The sequence below is a fragment of the Pseudomonadota bacterium genome, assembly GCA_041395565.1.
Classification (GTDB): Bacteria; Pseudomonadota; Gammaproteobacteria; order UBA9214; family UBA9214; genus UBA9214.
In genome coordinates, this window is record JAWLAI010000002.1 from 190,710 (window position 1) to 208,320 (window position 17,611).

19 protein-coding genes are annotated in these 17,611 nt (G+C 68.3%); 10 read left to right on the forward strand and 9 right to left on the reverse strand.

The genetic code is table 11. The features are described from left to right. Window positions 1–52: 52 nt before the first annotated feature. The 3 genes from R3F42_00910 to R3F42_00920 are packed head-to-tail and all read right to left on the reverse strand — an operon-like array spanning window position 53 to window position 1,526. Entirely contained in the window at window positions 53–643 is a 591-nt protein-coding gene (locus R3F42_00910) for a DUF6624 domain-containing protein (protein ID MEZ5540582.1), read from the reverse strand. 23 nt (window positions 644–666) lie between these two features. Continuing rightward, entirely contained in the window at window positions 667–1,194 is a 528-nt protein-coding gene (locus R3F42_00915) for an NUDIX hydrolase (GenBank protein MEZ5540583.1), read from the reverse strand. 35 nt (window positions 1,195–1,229) lie between these two features. Continuing rightward, window positions 1,230–1,526 carry a 2Fe-2S iron-sulfur cluster-binding protein gene (locus tag R3F42_00920; protein MEZ5540584.1) on the reverse strand — a complete coding sequence of 99 codons (297 nt, stop codon included), beginning with the start codon at window positions 1,524–1,526 and terminating at the stop codon, window positions 1,230–1,232. A 203-nt stretch (window positions 1,527–1,729) separates the two neighbouring features. Here R3F42_00920 and R3F42_00925 point away from each other — a divergent pair, with 203 nt between their 5' ends. The 6 genes from R3F42_00925 to R3F42_00950 all read left to right on the forward strand — a co-directional run bounded on the left by R3F42_00925 (window position 1,730) and on the right by R3F42_00950 (window position 6,746). After that, window positions 1,730–2,221: a macro domain-containing protein gene (locus R3F42_00925; GenBank protein MEZ5540585.1), complete on the forward strand. Its 492-nt coding sequence runs from the start codon at window positions 1,730–1,732 to the stop codon at window positions 2,219–2,221. Between the two features lie 214 nt (window positions 2,222–2,435). Then, complete coding sequence (locus tag R3F42_00930; protein MEZ5540586.1) at window positions 2,436–3,365, forward strand: ABC transporter permease; 930 nt, start codon at window positions 2,436–2,438, stop codon at window positions 3,363–3,365. Further along, window positions 3,365–4,174, forward strand: a complete 810-nt coding sequence (locus tag R3F42_00935; protein MEZ5540587.1) for an ABC transporter permease — start codon at window positions 3,365–3,367, stop codon at window positions 4,172–4,174. Before R3F42_00930 ends, R3F42_00935 begins: the two co-directional genes overlap by 1 nt. Beyond that, on the forward strand, window positions 4,171–5,217 hold the full coding sequence (gene nagZ / locus R3F42_00940; protein ID MEZ5540588.1) for a beta-N-acetylhexosaminidase: 1,047 nt from the start codon (window positions 4,171–4,173) through the stop codon (window positions 5,215–5,217). Before R3F42_00935 ends, nagZ begins: the two co-directional genes overlap by 4 nt. A gap of 120 nt (window positions 5,218–5,337) precedes the next feature. Then, window positions 5,338–5,895: a hypoxanthine-guanine phosphoribosyltransferase gene (locus tag R3F42_00945; GenBank protein ID MEZ5540589.1), complete on the forward strand. Its 558-nt coding sequence runs from the start codon at window positions 5,338–5,340 to the stop codon at window positions 5,893–5,895. Between the two features lie 107 nt (window positions 5,896–6,002). After that, on the forward strand, window positions 6,003–6,746 hold the full coding sequence (locus R3F42_00950; protein ID MEZ5540590.1) for an S-methyl-5'-thioinosine phosphorylase: 744 nt from the start codon (window positions 6,003–6,005) through the stop codon (window positions 6,744–6,746). A gap of 16 nt (window positions 6,747–6,762) precedes the next feature. On the opposite strand, the gene R3F42_00955 is transcribed toward R3F42_00950, so the two are convergent. The 5 genes from R3F42_00955 to R3F42_00975 all read right to left on the reverse strand — a co-directional run bounded on the left by R3F42_00955 (window position 6,763) and on the right by R3F42_00975 (window position 11,322). Next, complete coding sequence (locus R3F42_00955) at window positions 6,763–7,464, reverse strand: CsiV family protein (GenBank protein ID MEZ5540591.1); 702 nt, start codon at window positions 7,462–7,464, stop codon at window positions 6,763–6,765. Window positions 7,465–7,504: 40 nt separating this feature from the next. After that, the gene (locus R3F42_00960) at window positions 7,505–8,701 is read right to left on the reverse strand and encodes a TRCF domain-containing protein (protein MEZ5540592.1); all 1,197 of its coding nucleotides are present in this window, start codon (window positions 8,699–8,701) and stop codon (window positions 7,505–7,507) included. 121 nt (window positions 8,702–8,822) lie between these two features. Further along, window positions 8,823–9,299: a hypothetical protein gene (locus tag R3F42_00965; GenBank protein ID MEZ5540593.1), complete on the reverse strand. Its 477-nt coding sequence runs from the start codon at window positions 9,297–9,299 to the stop codon at window positions 8,823–8,825. Between the two features lie 54 nt (window positions 9,300–9,353). Further along, window positions 9,354–10,991 (reverse strand): CarD family transcriptional regulator, encoded by a 1,638-nt coding sequence (locus tag R3F42_00970; protein ID MEZ5540594.1) that lies wholly within the window; start codon window positions 10,989–10,991, stop codon window positions 9,354–9,356. A gap of 127 nt (window positions 10,992–11,118) precedes the next feature. Beyond that, window positions 11,119–11,322 carry a DUF2892 domain-containing protein gene (locus R3F42_00975; GenBank protein ID MEZ5540595.1) on the reverse strand — a complete coding sequence of 68 codons (204 nt, stop codon included), beginning with the start codon at window positions 11,320–11,322 and terminating at the stop codon, window positions 11,119–11,121. Window positions 11,323–11,452: 130 nt separating this feature from the next. On the opposite strand from R3F42_00975, the gene R3F42_00980 reads away from it, so the two are divergent. Continuing rightward, complete coding sequence (locus R3F42_00980; protein MEZ5540596.1) at window positions 11,453–13,729, forward strand: MMPL family transporter; 2,277 nt, start codon at window positions 11,453–11,455, stop codon at window positions 13,727–13,729. Between the two features lie 117 nt (window positions 13,730–13,846). Here the strand turns inward: R3F42_00980 and R3F42_00985 are convergent, their stop codons facing one another. Further along, window positions 13,847–14,362: a DsrE family protein gene (locus tag R3F42_00985; GenBank protein MEZ5540597.1), complete on the reverse strand. Its 516-nt coding sequence runs from the start codon at window positions 14,360–14,362 to the stop codon at window positions 13,847–13,849. 419 nt (window positions 14,363–14,781) lie between these two features. Here R3F42_00985 and R3F42_00990 point away from each other — a divergent pair, with 419 nt between their 5' ends. Genes R3F42_00990 through R3F42_01000 form a run of 3 tightly spaced genes read left to right on the forward strand, consistent with a single transcriptional unit; the run spans window position 14,782 to window position 17,602 of the window. Beyond that, on the forward strand, window positions 14,782–15,489 hold the full coding sequence (locus tag R3F42_00990; GenBank protein ID MEZ5540598.1) for a thermostable hemolysin: 708 nt from the start codon (window positions 14,782–14,784) through the stop codon (window positions 15,487–15,489). Next, window positions 15,486–16,952: an AMP-binding protein gene (locus R3F42_00995; GenBank protein MEZ5540599.1), complete on the forward strand. Its 1,467-nt coding sequence runs from the start codon at window positions 15,486–15,488 to the stop codon at window positions 16,950–16,952. Before R3F42_00990 ends, R3F42_00995 begins: the two co-directional genes overlap by 4 nt. Further along, window positions 16,949–17,602 carry an iron-containing redox enzyme family protein gene (locus tag R3F42_01000; GenBank protein ID MEZ5540600.1) on the forward strand — a complete coding sequence of 218 codons (654 nt, stop codon included), beginning with the start codon at window positions 16,949–16,951 and terminating at the stop codon, window positions 17,600–17,602. The genes R3F42_00995 and R3F42_01000 overlap by 4 nt, the downstream gene beginning before the upstream one ends. The last annotated feature ends 9 nt before the right edge of the window (window positions 17,603–17,611 follow it).

The following is a 17,611-nucleotide window of genomic DNA, read 5'->3' on the forward strand; positions in this document are numbered from 1 at the left end:
TCGGCATACACTCTAAGGCTTTCCCGGCGCGTTGGGAACCGCATGCCGGCTGTCACAGCCAGCCCGTGCGGTGCGCCCAGGCAGTGGCGCGGGCCCGGTAGGCGGCGTACTCCGCCGGGCAGGTGCCGCCCTCCGCCGCCACCGCCGCACGCTGCCGGGCCAGGTCTTCCGCGAACGGCGGCAGGCCGACGGCCGCGCGGCGCGCATCGACGCCTGCCGGCGCCTCCAGCACACAGCCGAGCTCACCGGCGGCATTCCAGTCCAGCACCAGCCCGTAACATTGTGGTCGCTGCTCGTTGAAACGGATCCGGTCGGTCAGATAGGCCAGCTGCAGCGGCGTGGCCTCGCCGGCCGCGACCGCCGCCGTCAGTTGCACGTGGAAACCGCGCTGCAGCGCGGGCGTGCAGATGGCGTGTTGCGCAATCTGCCAGGCCGCGCGCGCACCGTCCGTCCCGACCAGCGTGCGCCCGGGCCAGCCCTGCGCCGCGACGATGGCCGCGAGTCGCTCGGCATTGCGGCGGTGGACCTGCTGCATCTCCTCGGCGTAATCGCCGTAGAGGCGGCCTGCGGCCAGCAGCCGCGCACGCGTTGCTCCATCTCGACGCTGCAGGTCCAGGAGTTCTTCACGCAGCGCGGCATCCATCGGCTTGGCGGGATGGCGCCGCGTCAGCGCCGGCCGGCGCAGAGCATGAGACCGAGCATGGTCTTGGCGTCGCGGATGGTGCCGTCGTGAACCCGGGCGAGGGCGGTTGCGAAGGGCAGCCAGTGCACCTCGAACAGTTCGTGCTCCTCGGGGCGAGCGGGCACCGGCGTCAGCTCGTGCGCCAGGTACAGATGCACGACCTCGTCGCAATAGCCGGGGGTGGGGATCATGCTGCCGAGCGTTTCCAGGCGGCCGGCGCGGACTCCGGCCTCTTCCTCGAGTTCGCGCCGCGCGGTGGCTTCCGGCGGCTCGCCGGGATCGAGCTTGCCGGCCGGCAGCTCCCACAGCCAGCCCCCGCCGGCATACCGGTACTGTCGCAGCAGGCAGACCCGGTCCGCTGCATCCAGCGCCACCACCGCGGCACCGCCCGGATGCCGGACGATCTCGAGTTCTGCCACCACGCCGTTGGGCAGGGTGACCGTCTCGAGCGCGACCTCGAGCAGCCTGCCGGCAAAGACCGGGGTGCGGGTGGCGGGTTTGGACTCGTCCATCGGGTTCGGGTTATGCAGCGGGCAGGCAGGATGACCTACAACCAGGGTTCGCAGTCGTCGCCCAGGTGTTCGGGTTCGATCACCAGATCGCCGCGCGGGTATCCGACACAGCACAGGCCCTTGTCCGCCTCCTCCCCGAACAGGGCCAGCGGCTCGCCGTCCGGATAGTCGATGCCACCGGCGACGATCCGGCTGACGCAGGCGCCGCAGACGCCGTTGTAACAGCCGTGCGGCAGCGCGACACCCTGGCGCAGCGCGGCCTGCAGAATGCTCTCGCCGTCCGCGACCGCGAAGGATTCCCCACTGCTCTGGATCGTGACGGTGGCTGTCATCTCGGGCGGTCCTGTTGTGTATGCCGGTAGGGCGTAACGGCGCCGGGCCGGCCGGGGATCCCGCACGCCGGGACGCGGGACGGTAGCCGGCTACGGTGAGACCCATGCAGCGGCTCGCGCTTTCGCGCCACTCGGGTATGATACACGCCGGACGACCCCGGTCCGTACCGTTTTCCACCAACGCAACGAACCACAGAGGATTTATGATTCACCAGGTATCAGGCGACATTCTGCTGTCGAAGGCTCAGGTGCTGGCCCATGGCGTGGCACCGAAGGATCCGATGAGCCAGGGGCTGGCGCTTTCGCTGCATCAGAAGTATCCCGCCATGCACAAGGACTTTCACCACTGGTGCAACCAGCACCACCCGGAACCCGGCGCGGCCTGGATGTGGGGCGGGACGGACGGCGTGCGCATCGTGAACCTGCTCACCCAGGAGGGGGGGTACGGTCACGGCTCGCGTCCCGGCAAGGCGACCGTCAAGCACGTCAGCGACGCGTTGCGCGCGCTGGCGAAGATGTCGGCCAGCGAGCCGTTCACCTCGATCGCCCTGCCGCGCCTGGCCACCGGTGTCGGTGGACTCTCCTGGGAGGAGGTCTGGCCGGTGCTGCAGGACCGTCTCGGCGACATCGGGATCCCGGTCTACGTCTACACGGAATACCATGCCGGCGAGCGGGCGCAGGAGCCGGGTCTGTAGGCAGTCGTATTTACAGCCGCCGTCATCCGGGCAACGCAGTGACGCAGCAATCTCTTCCTGACTCAGCCTGTAGCTGGAGCTTGCTGCGCTGGCCGTTCCCGGCCTCACCTTCTCCCGATACATCGCGTTCGCAATGACGGCGGATCTGTCCGCCAAGCCGCAGCCGTGCCGCCCGGCCACAAGGTAACGCCGGAGCCGGTATAATCCCGGCGCAATGCTGAGCTACCTCCTGCAACGGCTGTGCGGCGCCTGCCTCGTGATCCTCGGCGTGGTCAGCCTCGTGTTCCTGCTCATCCACCTCGTGCCTGGCGATCCGGTCGAGGTCATGCTGGGCGAATCGGCCGCCACGGCCGACCGCGCGGCGCTGCGCGCGGCGCTGGGACTGGACCGGCCGCTGGCGGCGCAGTATGCCGGCTATCTCGGCGACCTGCTGCGGCTCGATCTCGGTACCTCGATCCACCGGCGCGTGCCGGTGACGGCGCTGCTGCTGGAGCGGCTGCCGGCGACCGGCGCGCTGGCGCTCGCGACCCTGGCCGTGACCGTGTTGCTGGCCCTGCCGCTGGGCATCGTCGCCGCGCTCCGGCGCGGCACGCCCTGGGACAGCGCCGCCATGACCGTCTCGCTGCTCGGCGTTTCCATTCCCAATTTCTGGCTCGGACCGATGCTGATCCTGGTGTTCGCACTGTGGCTGGGCTGGCTGCCGGTGAGCGGTCAGGGCGGTCCGGCCGCGGTCGTCCTGCCGGCGCTGACACTCGGGACCGGCCTGGTCGCGGTGCTCTCGCGCATGGTGCGCAGCAGCCTGCTCGAGGTGCTGCACGAGGATTACCTGCGCACCGCGCGCGCCAAGGGCATGGGACCGGCGCGCGTCATCCTGCACCACGCGCTGCGCAATGCGCTGCTGCCGGTGATCACGCTGCTCGGTCTGCAGCTCGGTGCGCTACTGGCCGGTGCGGTGATCACCGAGACGGTGTTCTCCTGGCCGGGTATCGGCCTGCTCACCATCGAGTCCATCCAGGCGCGCGACTATCCGGTGGTGCAGGCCTGCGTGCTGCTGATCAGCCTGACCTATGTCGTGGTGAACCTGCTGACCGACCTGGCCTATGCCTGGATCGACCCGCGCATCCGCCTGGGGGCGTACGCCTGATGCGTCTGCCGCTGCTGATCCTGGCCCTGTGGGCGCTGGCGGCGATCGGCGCGCCGTGGTTGCCGCTGGATCCCGATCGCATCGGGCTCGCGCACATCCTCGAGCCGCCCGGCGCGGCGGCCGTGCTCGGCTACGACGATCTGGGCCGCGACATCGGCGCCCGCCTCGCGGTCGGGGCGCGGACCTCGTTTCTGGTGGCCGTGTGGGTGGTCGGGCTGTCGCTGCTGGCCGGGACGCTGTTCGGAACCGCGGCGGCCTACCGTGGCGGCTGGTGGGACCGGCTGGCGATGCTGGTCGTGGACATCTTTCTCGCCTTTCCGGGCATCCTGCTCGCGATCGCGTTGGCCGGGCTGCTCGGCCCCGGTCTCGACAACGTCGTCATTGCGCTGACCACGGTGGGCTGGGTAGGCTATGCGCGCCTGGCGCGCGCGCAGGTGCTGTCGCTGAAGCAGCGCGAACACGTGCAGGCGGCCGAGGCCCTCGGCAGCAACCGCTGGCGCATCATGCGCCGTCACCTGCTGCCGCTGATGGCGGCGCCGCTGATCGTGGAAGCGACCTTCGGCGTGGCCGCCGTGATCGTCGCCGAGGCCGGCTTGTCCTTTCTCGGACTCGGCGTGCAGCCGCCGGCAGCCTCGTGGGGGGCGATGATCCGCGACGGCACCCGCTACCTGCTGGTCGCGCCGCACCTGGTGCTGGCACCGGGTCTGGCGCTGCTGGCCGTGGTACTGGCCGTGAACCTGCTCGGCGACCGCCTGCGCGACCGCCTCGATATCCGGCTCAAACAACAACCGACAGGACCACGCGAATGACACTGGGACCGCTGATGCTGGATGTCGCCGGCCTCGAGCTCGATGCCGAGGATCGCGAGCTGCTGCGCCAGCCGGCGGTAGGCGGCGTCATCCTGTTCGCACGCAATTACGCGGACCCGGACCAGCTCGAGGCGCTGGTCGGCGCCATACACGCCCTGCGCGAGCCGCACCTGCTGGTGGCGGTCGACCAGGAAGGCGGGCGCGTGCAGCGCTTCCGCGACGGCTTCACGCGGCTGCCGCCGCTGTCCTGTCTCGGCCGCATCTACGACAGCGACCGCGCGCGCGCGAAGCAGCTCGCGCGCGTCACCGGCTGGCTCATGGCCGTCGAGCTGCGCGCCGCAGGCGTGGATCTCAGTTTCGCCCCGGTACTGGATCTCGACTACGGTGTATCCACCGTCATCGGCAACCGCGCCCTACACCGGCGGCCAGAGGCCGTCGCCGAACTCGCCGTCGCCTACCAGCGCGGCATGCACGAGGCCGGCATGGCGGCAACCGGCAAACACTTCCCCGGCCACGGCGCGGTGGCGGCCGATTCGCATGTCGATCTACCGGTCGACCCGCGGCGCTTTGCGGACATCGAGCAGTGGGACCTGGTGCCGTTCGGACGCCTGATCGATGCCGGGCTGGCGGCGGTGATGATGGCGCATGTGGTCTACCCCGAGATCGACCGGCTGCCGGCCGGTTATTCGCCGGTCTGGATCGGCGAGATCCTGCGCCGCCGGCTGGGATTCCGCGGGCTCGTGTTCAGCGATGATCTCAGCATGGCTGGGGCCTGTCTCGCCGGCGACTTCGCGGCTCGCGCGCATGCCGCGCTGGAGGCCGGCTGTGATATGGTGCTCGTCTGCAACGACCGCCCGGGCGCGGTGCAGGTGGCCGAGGCCCTGGCCGGCTACCAGGATCCCGTCGCCCATACCCGCATCGCGCGCATGCACGGCAAACACCCCCTCACGCGCGCCGCGCTGATGGCCGATCCGCGCTGGGAACAGGCGGTGGTGGCGGTGCGCGGCTACGAGGAGGCACCGGAGCTGGACCTGGACGCGTGAGGCCGTACGCCGCTGCCCTGCGGTCGCTTCGCCGGTCTATGGAAATTAAATAAAACAAAAGGCTACAGAGCCTTATTCGTGCAAATTGATTAAAGTGAATTCTCGGAGTCGACCCAAACCATGACACTCACACCGGCCGAACTCAAACGCATACGCGCCACCGCGGTCGAACTGCACGGACCGGCGCAGGTGCATGCAGCGCTGGATCGCATGGCCGCCGAGATCACCGCCGTCCTCGGCGAGACGCTGCCGGTCGTGCTGTGCGTCCTGACCGGCGGCATCATCCCGACCGGCCACCTGCTGACGCGCCTGCCGTTTCCGCTCGAGACCGACTACCTGCATGCCACGCGCTACCGCGGCGCCACCAGCGGCCGCGAGGTCGAATGGGTCTCCGAACCCGGCATTTCGCTCGCGGGCCGCACCGTGCTGGTGGTGGACGACATCCTCGACGAGGGCAATACCCTGGTCGACATCGCCCGCTACTGCCGCCAGGCCGGGGCCGCGCAGCTCTACACCGCCGTGCTCATCCAGAAGCGGCACGATCGGCGCAATCCGGCGGCGCACGCGGACTTTGTCGGACTCGAGGTCGACGACCGCTATGTCTTCGGCTTCGGCATGGACTACAAGGGCTACCTGCGCAACCTGAACGGCATCTATGCGCTGGGCGAGTCTGCCTGACCGGGCGCGCGGACGCGGGCGGCGAGCGCTTGCAGTAGCCGATATGCCGCTGGCGGTGTGCCCACGCGCGCCCGCTTACCGATAACACTTATACTGGCAGGATCATCATGGCGGAACTGGCAATCATCGGCGGTACCGGGCTGACCAAGCTCAAGCATCTCGAGATCGAGCGGCGGGAAGTCATGCACACCCCGTTCGGCGAACCCTCCGGGGCGCTTACCATCGGTACCCTGTGCGGTCATGAAGTGGCATTCCTCGCGCGGCACGGTTACGGCCATACCATACCGCCGCACAAGGTGAATTACCGGGCCAACCTGTGGGCGCTGAAGGAACACGGCGTGACACGGGTGATCGGCGTGTGCGCCGTGGGCGGCATCCGCGCCGCGATCCGACCCGCCACCGTCGTCATCCCGGACCAGATCATCGACTACACCTGGTCACGCGAACACACCTTCTTCGAGGCCGACCTCACCGAGGTAACCCACGTCGACTTCACCGAACCCTACTGCCGGGAGCTGCGGGAACTGCTCATCGCCAGCGCCGGCCGCGCCGGCGTCGAGGTGCTGACCACGGGTACCTACGGCGCCACCCAGGGGCCGCGCCTGGAAACGGCGGCGGAGATCAACCGCATGGAGCGCGACGGCTGCGACATGGTCGGCATGACCGGCATGCCGGAGGCGGCGCTCGCGCGCGAACTGGGGCTGTGCTATGCGGTCTGTGCCGTGTCCGCCAACGACGCGGCCGGGCGCAGCCCGGGCCCGATCGAGATGGCGGAGATCGAGCACAATCTCAAGACCGGCATGGCGCGCGTGCGCGCGATACTGGAAGCTGCGATCAGCGCCCCGGCCTGAGCCGGACGCGGCATGCTCAGCGGGTGAGCTGGTCGCCGGCAGGCGCGCCTTCCACCGGTTCCTCTTCCTGCATACCCGCGGCGCCGCCGTCTTCCACGCTGCCGGCCCCGGCATCCGGCGCTACTGCGGCCGGTTCGGCCGCGGCCGCGTACGGGGTGACGCGCGCGATCACGCCGAAACGCGGGTGATCGAAATAATGCAGCTCGTCGCTGCGGATGCGGCGCCGTTCGTTCAGGCGGAACGCCACCGGCATGCCGTTGCCGGCGGTGGTCTGCAGCAGCAGGTCCACGTCCAGGTGCAGGAAGCGCTCCCGGATCAGGGTCACGGTGCCGTCCACGCTGGTGCGGCCGCCTGCCGCCACGCCATGTACCGGATAGTCGACGGCATGGGCCCGGTCGTAGACCGGCTGGCGCCAGGCGCGATGGAACAGCACGCGGTAGCCGCGGGCGGACGCCAGCCCGCCGCGGATGTTGTTCAGCCGGTAATCCGCGGCAGACAGCTCGATGAACTCGCTGGCAGGGACGGCACCCGCAGCAGGCCTGCCGGCAGTGCCGGATTCCTGGGTGTTCTCGTCATCGCCGGCCGCGGCATCGTTGCTGAAGACGATGACCTCGACGTCGTACTGATCGAGTGCCGCCACCGCGCCGGTGGACGCCAGCAGCGCCAGCGCGCAGAGCAGCAGCCGGGCGCCGTGGTGAAGCCTGTCTTTGCATTTCATGTCGGTCGTTCGCTCTCGGTTCGGGGTGATGCCGCGGCCGTCAGGCCGGCACGGCGAGCTGATCCAGCAGCTGTTGCACTGTATCAAAACGCGCGGCCGGCGTCGCGAAGTCGCCGAACAGCCGCAGCTTGTTGACGCCATCGAAGCGGAACGCCTGCGGCCGGGTCTGGATGAGTTCGATCAGTCGTCCCGTATCGATGTCGGGCGCATCGCTGAACAGCAGTCGTCCCTCCTGGCTGCCGAGCTCGATCTTGCGGATGCCCATCGGCCCGGCCCGCAGCTTGAGCGCGCCGATCCGGAACAGGTTCTTCGCCGCTTCCGGCAGCAAGCCGAAGCGGTCGATCATCTCCACCTGCAGATCATCGAGCTCGCGCTCGTCGCGTGCGCCGGCAATGCGCTTGTACAGCACCAGCCGGGTGTGCACGTCGGGGAGGTAGTCGTCCGGGATCAGGGCCGGTACCAGCAGGTCGATCTCGGGGCCCTGGTGCAGCGGCTGGTCCAGGTCCGGCGTGCGCCCTTCCTTGAGGGCCCGCACGGCGCGTTCCAGCAGATCCATGTAGAGCGAGAAGCCGATCTCGTGGATCTGGCCGCTCTGGTCCTCGCCGAGCAGCTCGCCGGCCCCGCGGATCTCCAGGTCGTGCGTGGCGAGCGTGAAGCCGGCCCCGAGTTCCTCCATGGATTCCACCGCGGCCAGGCGCTTCTCGGCGTCGGGCGTCAGTACGCGGCGCGGCGGGATGATGAGGTAGGCATAGGCGCGATGATGGGAGCGGCCAACCCGGCCGCGCAGCTGGTGCAGCTGTGCCAGGCCGAGCTTGTCGGCACGGTTCATGATGATGGTGTTGGCCGTGGGCACGTCGATGCCGCTTTCCACGATGGTGCTGCACAGCAGGAGATTGTGGCGGCGGTGATAGAAATCCAGCATGACCTGTTCCAGCTCGCGCTCGCGCATCTGGCCGTGGGCGATGCCGATGCGCGCCTCGGGCACGATGGCGGCCAGCTCGCGCGCCATGTTCTCGATGGTCTCGACCTCGTTGTGCAGGAAATACACCTGGCCGCCGCGCTTGATCTCGCGCAGGCAGGCCTCGCGGATGATCGCCTTGTCCCATTCGCAGACGAAGGTCTTCACCGCGAGCCGGTGCGGTGGCGGGGTGCCGATGATCGACAGGTCGCGCACGCCGGCCAACGCCGTATTGAGCGTGCGCGGGATCGGCGTCGCAGTCAGTGTGAGGATGTCCACCTCCGCGCGCAGCGCCTTTGATGGCCTCCTTCTGGCGCACGCCGAAGCGCTGCTCCTCGTCGAGGATAAGCAGGCCGAGATTGCGGAATTTCACTGCGGGCTGCAGCAGCCTGGGTGCCGATCACGATGTCGACACGGCCCTCGGCGAGCCCCGCGAGCGTGCTGTCCTGGGCTGCCGGCCGGTGCGGAAACGCGACAGCATCTCGATGCGAACCGGCCAGTCCGCGAAGCGGTCGCGGAAATTCTGTAGTGCTGCTGGGCCAGCAGCGTGGTCGGTAACCAGCACGGCGACCTGGCGGCCGTCCTGCACCGCCACGAAGGCGGCACGCATGGCCACCTCGGTCTTGCCGAAGCCGGACATCGCCGCACACCAGGCGGTCCATGGGATGCGGTGACTGCAGGTCGGCCAGCACCTGGCCGATGGCCGCCTCCTGGTCCGGGGTCTCCTCGAACGGAAAGGTTGCGGCAAAGGCCGCGTATCGTCGCGCGGCGCCTGATAGGCATGGCCGCCGCGTGCCGCGCGCCGGGCGTAGATGTCGAGCAGCTCGGCCGCGACGTCGCGGATCCGCTGCGTGGCCTGCGCCGGGCGCGCTCCCACTGGTCGCCGCCGAGTTTGTGCAGCGGGGCCTGCTCCGGGAGGCGCCGGTGTGGCTCACCAGCCCAGCGCGGCGACCGGCACGTACAGCTTGTCGCCCCCGGCGTAGCCCAGCGCCAGGTACTCGTTCTCGATGCCGCCGACCGCAAGCCGTTCCAGCCCGAGATAGCGTCCCACGCCATGTTCCTCGTGCACGACCGGTGCGTTGATCTCGAGATCGGTGAGGTTGCGGACGATGCTGGCCGGATCGCGCACCGGCTTGCGGCGCCGCACCTGGCGTGCACGCTCGCCGAACAGCAGTGCCTCCGGCAGCAGCGCCACTGCCGGGTCGTCCAGTACCAGGCCCTGTTCGAGCGGCGCCACGCCGAGCGCCAGCGGCGTGTCCGTCGCCAGGAAGGCGGCCCAGTCAGCCACCACCACGGGCCGGATGCCGAATCCGGCCAGCTGGTCGCGCAGCGTTTCGCGTCGTCCCGTCGATTCGGCGGTGATGAGGATCCGGCCGGGAAAACCGTCGATGAATGACTGCAGCGCGGCGGCGGGCTGTTCGCTGCGCGGGCGGAGCCGTAATTCGCCCGGCCGCCGGGTGTTGAACGTGTGGCTGTCCGGTGTCAGCAGCACTTCCTTGAACAGGCCGACCTGCACTTGCGGCCATGCCGCCAGCCGCTGTTCCAGCTCGGCAGGTTCCAGAAACAGCGCCGCCGGCGGCAGGATCGGCCGTTCCCGGTCGTGGCGCCGCGCCTCGTAGCGTTCCTGCAGCTGCGCGTTGAAGGCCGCGCTCGCCCGTTCGGTGGCATCGAACTGGATGACGCAGCTGCCTGCCGGCAGGTAGTCGAACAGTGTGGCGGTCTGCTCCAGGAACAGCGGCAGGTAGTATTCGATACCGGCCGGCGCGATACCCTGACTGACCTCGCGGTAGACACTGCAGGCCTGCGGGTCACCCTCGAAGGTGGCGCGGAAGCGCTGCCGGAACAGGCGGATCGCGGCCTCGTCCATGGGAAACTCGCGCGCCGGCAGCAGGCGGATCTCGGTGCAGTCCTCCAGCGAGCGCTGCGACTCGGGATCGAAGGTACGGATGGTCTCGATCTCCTCGTCGAACAGATCGATGCGGTACGGGGCGCGGCTGCCCATGGGGAACAGGTCGAGCAGGGCGCCGCGCACCGCGAACTCGCCATGCTCCATGACCTGGGAGACGCAGTGATAGCCGGCGACATCGAGTCGTGCGCGCATGCCGTCGAGGTCGAGCCGGTCGCCGCGCCGCAGCAGCAGGCTGTTGCGTTCGATGAAGGTGCGCGGCGGCAGGCGGCCGAGCAGGGTGGGTGCGGACACGATCAGCAGCCCGCGCTCGAGTGCCGGCAGACGGTAGAGCGTGGCCAGACGCTCGGAGATGATGTCCTGGTACGGCGAGAACAGGTCGTAGGGCAGGGTTTCCCAGTCGGGAAAGATCAGCGCCGGTGCGGCGTCACCGGCGGCGAAAAAGGCATACTGGTCGGCCAGCAGTTCGGCCGCCTGCATGTCCGGCGCTATCACCACCAGCGGCCCGCGGCGGTAGTCGTGCACGGCCCGCGCGAGCAGCAGCGGCAGGCTGTCGCCGTGCAGCCCGGTCCAGGTGGAGCGGCCCGGGCGCGCCGGCAGCTGCGGCGCGAACACCGACTGATCTGTCGTCCGGGTGAGGTCTGCCTGTGAGCTGCGGGTCATGCGGGCGTCTGGGGTCGGCCTGGTTCGAGGACCGCATTATCGCACAATCAGGCCTGACGGCATGCCGGACCGTGGCAGCGCCGCTCCCGGCAACGCGCGCTGCGCCATTCCGGTCGCTGGCGTGGCGTCAGAGCCTGTTACCGCTGCCCTGGCGCTTGAAACCCAGCTTGCCGAGGATGATGTAACCCGGACAGATACCCGTGATACCGGCGAACAGCAGGAAGGCAGGCGGCAGGTACAGCAGCCAGTGCACCTTGTCCACGCCGGTGAGCCAGATCCCCGCGCCGATGACCAGCGCCACGACAATAAAGAGCATCCGTATTGCGCTCATATTCCGATTCTCCTGTATGATCCCGTCCAGGCTGCGGCCTGGCCGAATGCGGTACTAAGTGAACCGCGCCAGCACGGCCGATTATCCGCCCCTGACAGCAGCGGAACAATCGGCCTCGACAGGAACAAGCATGGTCATTTCATACGGTGAGTGGATCCTGCGCTGGCGCGTTCCGGTGGTGCTGGCCTGCCTCGTGCTCGTGGCCCTGGCCGCGAGTGGCGCCCGTTTCATCACCTTCAAGACCGATTACCGGGTCTTCTTCAGTCGCGACAATCCGCAACTGCAGGCCTTCGAGCAGCTGCAGAACACCTATACGAAAACCGACAATGTCCTGTTCGCCGTGGCGCCGAAGCACGGCGGCGTGTTCACCCCGCAGACCCTGGAGAGCATCGCCTGGCTGACCCAGGCCTGCTGGCAGATGCCGTATTCCCTGCGGGTCGACTCGATCACCAACTACCAGCATACCCGTGCCGAGGGCGACGACCTGATCGTAGCCGACCTGGTGGCGGATCCGCGAGCGCTGGATGCACAACAGCTCGCGGCGATCCGGGACATCGCCCTCAACGAGCCGTTGCTGGTCAACCGCCTGATCTCCACGGACGGGCAGGTCGCCGGGGTCAACGTCACCATCCAGCTGCCGGACGCAGGCAGCGGGAAGGAGGTCCCGGAGATCACCGCCTTCGCCCGCGATCTCGTCCGGCAACTCAAGGCGCGCGACCCCGACCTGGACGTGTATCTCACCGGCATGGTGGTGATGAACAATACCTTCCAGGAAGTCAGCGTGGGCGACCAGCAGACGCTGATCCCGATCATGTTCGGTATCGTGCTGTTGACCCTGGTGCTGATGCTGCACTCGTTCACGGCCATGCTCGTCACCTTCCTGGTCATCATCATGAGCATCGTGGCGGCCATGGGGCTGGCCGGATGGCTGGGGTATGCGCTGACGCCGCCGTCCGCCTCCTCGCCGCCCATCATCCTGACACTCGCCGTGGCCGACTGCGTGCACATCTTCGCGACCATGCTGCACGCCATGGGCAAGGGCGAAGCCAAGCAGCAGGCCATCGTCGAGAGCCTGCGCATCAACATGCAGCCCGTATTCCTGACTTCGCTGACCACCGTCATCGGTTTCATGAGCATGAATTTCAGCGATGCACCGCCGTTCCGCGATCTCGGCAATATCGTCGCCATGGGCGTGGCCGTCGCCTTCGTGCTCTCGGTCACGCTGTTGCCCGCGCTGGCGTCCCTGCTGCCGGTACGCGCACGCAGCGGCGGCCTGCAGCAGGCGCGCTACATGGACCGGCTCGGCGAATTCGTGGTAACCCACCGCAACACGCTGTTCTGGGGCATGGGCCTCGTCGTGCTGGTGCTGGTGAGCTTCATCCCGCGCAACGAGCTGAACGATGAATTCATCAAGTACTTCGACACCAGCATCCCGTTCCGGGTCGAGACCGAGTTCGCCACCACCCGGTTGACCGGCGTCTATACCATCGAATACTCGCTCGGCACCGGGGCGGCAGGCGGCATCAACGACCCGGAATTCCTGCGCGAGGTGGACCGCTTCGCCGAGTGGTACCGCAGTCAGCCGCATGTGCTGCACGTCAATTCCATCACCGACATCATGCGCCGGCTCAACAAGAACATGCATGGCGACGACCCGGCCTGGTACCGCCTGCCCGAGGATCGCGCGCTGGCGGCGCAGTACCTGCTGCTCTACGAGATGTCGCTGCCCTACGGCCTCGACCTCAACAACCAGATCGACGTCGACAAGTCCGCCACCCGGCTGATCGTGTCGCTGGAAAACGTCTCCAGCAACACGCTGCTGGGCATCGAGCACAGGGCCCAGGCATGGCTCGGCGCGAACGCCCCGCACCTGCAGTCCAGCGGGGCCAGTTCCGCCGTCATGTTCGCCTACATCGGGCAGCGCAACATCCACAGCATGCTGCGCGGCACCACCTTCGCCCTGGTGCTGATCTCGCTGGTGCTGATCGTGGCGCTGCGCTCGATCAAGATCGGGCTGGTGAGCCTGATTCCCAACCTGGCCCCGGCGGCCATGGGCTTCGGCGTGTGGGGGCTGGTGTCAGGCCAGGTCGGTCTCGGTCTGTCCGTGGTCGCGGGGATGACGCTCGGCATCGTGGTGGACGACTCGGTGCATTTCCTGAGCAAATATCTGCGTGCCCGCCGCGAGCGCGGCCTGGATGCCGCCGATGCCGTGCGCTATGCCTTCCACACCGTGGGCAGCGCGCTGCTGGTGACCACGCTGGTGCTCATCGCCGGCTTCCTGGTGCTGACGCAGTCGGGTTTCCGGGTGAACTCGGACATGGGTCTGCTGACAGCGGTGACCATCGCCTTCGCCCTGGCCGCCGATTTCCTGTTGCTGCCGCCGCTGCTGATGAAGGTGGACAGGTAGGCGCGGAGCGCGCCGCAGATCCCGCGCATCCCGGTGCTCCACGGCACTCGTCCCTCCCTGAACATCGCACGATCATTCTCGGGATGCGGCACGCGTGTTGCCAGACCGAGATGATCCCTAGCGGATATCCTCGATGGCGTGTTTTTTCTCCAGCACCTGGGGTGTGATCAGGGCGTAGCCCTGCAGCTGCCAGTGCGCCAGCTCGGTAATGGCGGAAGGCACCACATCGACGAAATCGTAGAAGTCGTCGCTGGCATAGTGATAGTCCTGCGCCGCCAGCCCGCAGACCTTGAACTCGACGCCGAGCGCGGCGTAGTAGCGCATGCGCTCGACGACGTCGCGATACCTGTCGTAGTTCTTGCGCGCCAGGGTGACGATCTCGGTGCCGTGGACGACGACCTTGATGTCGAGGAATTCGGGGGCCATGGCGTAAGGCTCGTCCAGCAGCGGGTTGATCAAGGACCTGATCCAGAACAGGGCCGTGCCGATCTTGTCGGGGTCATCGAAGTAGAAATCGAACACCACGCGCTGTTCGGTGTAGGGGGTGTGGACTTCCCGCGACGCCGGCGCTGCCGCGCCGGCCGGCGCGAGCAGGGTCAGGTACAACAGCACCAGCAGGGCTGGACGCGGCATGTCGCTGTTCTCCTCGGGACCTGTCCCGGCTCCCCCATGGCCGCCAGCGCGGCGGCTCTGGTTCGTGGTGTACTGCGGCGGGCACGCTGTGGCCGATCCTACATGAGATGGCCACGACAAGGCCAGCGGCCGGATGCGCCTGCGCCGGGGGATCGCCCGATCCTGCAGCAACCGCGCGCTCCGTCATTCCCTCCCCGCGCATTGCGCGCGCCTTGCGCGATTCCGGGTGTCCCGGTGCCGCCAGGGCGGGCGGGGGGCTGGTCATGGCCGGCGTCAGCACGGCGTCCGGGGTGGCCGGCAAGAATATGAACCGGTTCACATTTTTGTAATGAATTGCGCCTGGCCGGCCGGCGTTTCTTAAGTCCCACATAAGGTCCGTCCCCCATACTGCCCGCCAGTTTCATGGGAGGATCGCCTCTATGCAGATGCAGTCGGAAACCCGCAGGGCCAGTATCGTACCGTGCCCGGAACGCGCCGCAGCCAGCGGCAGCACGCTGGCACTGGCGCTGATGGATTCCGCCCACAGCGAGCGCGCGCTGGCCGAGGCCTTCGTGCGCACGGTGTTCCAGCGTGCCTACGGCGCGCGGCTGGGCGCCCTGTATCCGCTGTTGCTGGGGCTGACCCGGCCTGCCGGCGACTACGCCGCCGTGGCCGGCATTCGCCCGGCCGGCAACACCCGGCTGTTCTCGGAGCATTACCTCGACCAGCCGGTCGACCAGCTGCTGGCGGCGGCCCGCAGCGGGATCGCCGAAATCGGCAATCTCGCGCCGGCCAGCGCGGGTCAGGCCCGCTGGCTCATCTGCACCGTCAGCGCGTTCCTGATGGGCGCCGGCTTCACCCACGTGGTATTTACCCTGGTACCGAAACTGCGCAACGCCTTCAGCCGGATGGGACTGCCGTTGACCCGGCTGGCCGATGCGCGCTGCACGTGCCTCCCGGCCGACCAGCAGGCGGAGTGGGGCAGCTACTACGACTGCCAGCCCGCGGTGTATGCCGGCGACATCGTCGCGGGTACACCGGCGCTGCGGGCGCTGCTGGCCGCCGATCCCGATCTGCAGCAGCTGTCCCAGCGCGCCTACGCCGCCGGCCAGGTGTTTGCCCGCAGCGGTGCCGTGCCGCTGTCATGAGTAGCGTGACCGACGCGCTCGCACGGCACGCCCGGGAGCAGCCGGAGCAGCGCGCCGTCACCGGCAGTCGGGAACATCTGAACTGGCAGCAGCTGCACGAGGAGGTCGTGCGCCTGGCCACGGCCCTGGCGGGTGCCAGGGTGCTCGCCACCCTGCTGGTCAACTCCCCGGCCTGGGTCGTGACCGACCTCGCCGCGCTGCGCGCGTGCGTTACGCATGTGCCCCTGCCGGTGTTCTTCAGCGACAGCCAGCTGCAGCACACCCTGCAGGACGCCGCCGTCGACACCTTGATCACGGACGACCCCGAACGCATCCGTGCCCTGTTCCCGGTAACGGCCAGCGATACCCTGTGGATCGCGGGACGGCGCTGCGCCCGCCTGCTGCTGGACATCAAGCTGCCACAGGCGGCAGCGGCGGACGCCGTGGCCAAGGTGACCTACACCTCGGGCACGACCGGCAGCCCGCGTGGCGTGCGGCTGTCGCTGGAGACCCTGGAAACAGTCGCCTCTGCGCTCGCCCGCGCAGCGGAGGCGACGCCCGCCGACCGTGCCATGGCGCTGCTGCCGCTCTCGATCCTGCTCGAGAATATCGGCACGGTCTATGTGCCCGTCCTCGCGGGTGCGCAACTGCTGGTGCCGGACGCGGCGGATACCGGCGTGGACGGTTCCAGCCGGGTCGATGCCGGCCGGCTGGCGGCCACGTTGCAGACCCACCGGCCGACCGCGCTGATCGTACCGCCCGGCCTGCTCAAACTGCTCACGGGGCTGGCGCAGCGCCATGCCATACCCGATTCGCTGCGCTATATTGCCGTTGGCGGCGCGCCCGCAGGGGAAGGTCTGCTGGAGGCGGCCGGTGCAGCCGGCTTGCCGGTGTATCAGGGCTACGGCCTGTCCGAGGCCGGCTCCGTCGTGGCGGTGAACACGCCGACGCACAATCGCCCCGGCTCGGTGGGCCGGCTGCTGCCCCATGTCAGGGCGCTGATCAGCGAGGCGGGCGAGATCGTGCTGCAGGGCACGACCTTTTCCGGCTATCTGGGGGCCGAGGGGCGCGACCCGCACGAGTCGCTGGCTACCGGCGATACCGGCCACTTCGACGCGGACGGCTACCTGTACGTGACCGGGCGTGTACGGGAGCGCATCATCACCTCGTACGGGCGCAACATCTCGCCCGAATGGGTCGAGGCGGAACTGCTGGCGCACAATGGCATCGCCCAGGCCGCGGTGATCGGCAACGGCCGCGCCCGGCTGCTCGCGGTACTGGTGCCCGCGGGCGAAGGCGGCGATCTCGCGGCGGCCGTCGCCGCCACCAATGCGCGTCTCCCGGATTACGCGCAGATCCACGCCTGGCTGCCCATTACGCGGCCATTCACCGTGGCGTCGGGCGAGCTCAGTCCGGCGGGCAGCCCGCGCCGCGATATTATCGAGCAGCATTACTTTCCGTTACACAAGGTGGGGAACCGATGAACGGATTCTTCCAGCACCTGCAGGCGGCGACGCAACCCGCACGAACTTCACTGCTGGCGATCCCGCAGCTGGTTCGCGGTGTGCAGGGGGACATATCGCGCGACACCTATGTCGCCTTTCTCGGGCAGGCCTATCATCACGTCAAGCACACGGTACCGCTGCTGATGGCGTGCGGCAGCCGCCTGACCATGGACAGGGAATGGCTGCGCGCGGCGCTCGCCGACTACATCGCGGAAGAAACCGGCCACCAGGAATGGATACTGAACGACATCCGTGCCTGCGGCGCCGACGCGGAAGCGGTCCGGCACGGGCAGCCGCACCCGGAGACGGAACTGATGGTGGCGTATGCCTACGACACCGTCAACCGCGGCAACCCGGTGGGGTTCTTCGGCATGGTCTATGTGCTGGAAGGCACCAGCATCCAGCTGGCGACCCGTGCGGCCGGTACCATAGCCGCTGCACTCGATCTGCCCGCGGAGGCGTTCAGCTACCTGAGTTCGCATGGTTCGCTGGATATCAGCCACATGCAGTTTTTCGAATCGCTCATGAACCGCCTGGACGACGCCGCGGACCAGCAGGCGGTCATTCACATGGCCAACATGATGTTCCGCCTCTACGGCGATGTCTTCCGCAGTCTTCCACTGGATTAAGCCGAGGTT